The following is a 1,079-nucleotide window of genomic DNA, read 5'->3' as shown; positions in this document are numbered from 1 at the left end:
GATGCTCCTGTTTGTGGTAACGTGCTACCGTTTCCGGATTTTTTATTTTTAACCGGTTCATTATCGACAACAACTTTTAGCGTGTCATCTTTCGTTTCTTCTTGTACTTGTGGTTGTTCAGTAACTTCTTTTTCTACTACAACATTTTCTGAATCCACATTTGGTTTCTTATCGATTTCAGGAACCGATACATTTGACCAGTTATAAATCGATTTCCCAAGGTCTTTAAACTGAAGTAAAGCTAAGAATGCTTGCTCTGTAGCCATTCCGCTACCGTTTTGATCACTTGGTAACCATTTGAATTCACCATTTGGAAGTTGGTATGATAGTAGATTTTGCATTGCCTTATGTAGACGATGTTGATCTGCATCTTTAACAAGTGATAATCCAATAATCGCTTGCGCAGCACTATTAGAATTCTCTTGTCCATCAGCAGAAAAACCACCATTTTCTAGTTGTTCGTTATATAAATAGGCAACAGCTTTTTCTACAGCTGGCTTCACATCTGGTCGATCTTGATAAGGAGCTAATGCTGATAAAACCATACCTGTTACATCAACGCTACTAGCACTGTCTTTACTGCTTGCGCTATCGTAAGTCCAGCCGCCATCTGTATGTTGTGCGTTTAAAAGCGCATCAACTAAAGCAACTCGATTCCATTTTGAATTCACTGGAACTTCATATTTCTTCGTATCAAATGCAAGTAAAGCAAATGTATAACCTGTAACAGAATTCACTTTATCTGATTCGTACAATTTTTGAACTAAATTATGTTCGCCTACCTTTGTAGGGTCTGCATGCATTGCATTCATCATAATAATCGTTCTAGCTAAATCTGTCGCTGAAAAACGATTAATACGCTTTTCTACTTTTTCAGTTACAGACTTAACATAATTTAATTTCGCCTCAATTGGTATGTTCTTTCCAGAACGAGAAAGTCCTAAAGCTACCCAATCACTTTCAATTCCATCTTGTAACATCTTTTCAGACGTCTTAGAGATCGCTTCATTTACTTGCGCTGCTGGAATTTGAACGTTCTCTTGCTTTGGTTGTTCTGGTTTTTCTTGTTTTGGATCATC

General features: G+C 37.3%; 1 protein-coding gene. It reads right to left on the bottom strand.

What is annotated here, in order from left to right; translation table 11 throughout:
- On the bottom strand, window positions 1-1,079 hold a 1,079-nt coding region (locus MR113_RS27220; RefSeq protein ID WP_242257477.1), incomplete at both ends, for a prenyltransferase/squalene oxidase repeat-containing protein.

It is taken from the genome of Bacillus cereus group sp. BfR-BA-01379 (genome assembly GCF_022663605.1).
Taxonomy (GTDB): Bacteria; Bacillota; Bacilli; order Bacillales; family Bacillaceae_G; genus Bacillus_A; species Bacillus_A mobilis.
Note: the sequence above shows the minus strand (reverse complement) of the source record. Positions and strands in the feature narration are given on the sequence as shown.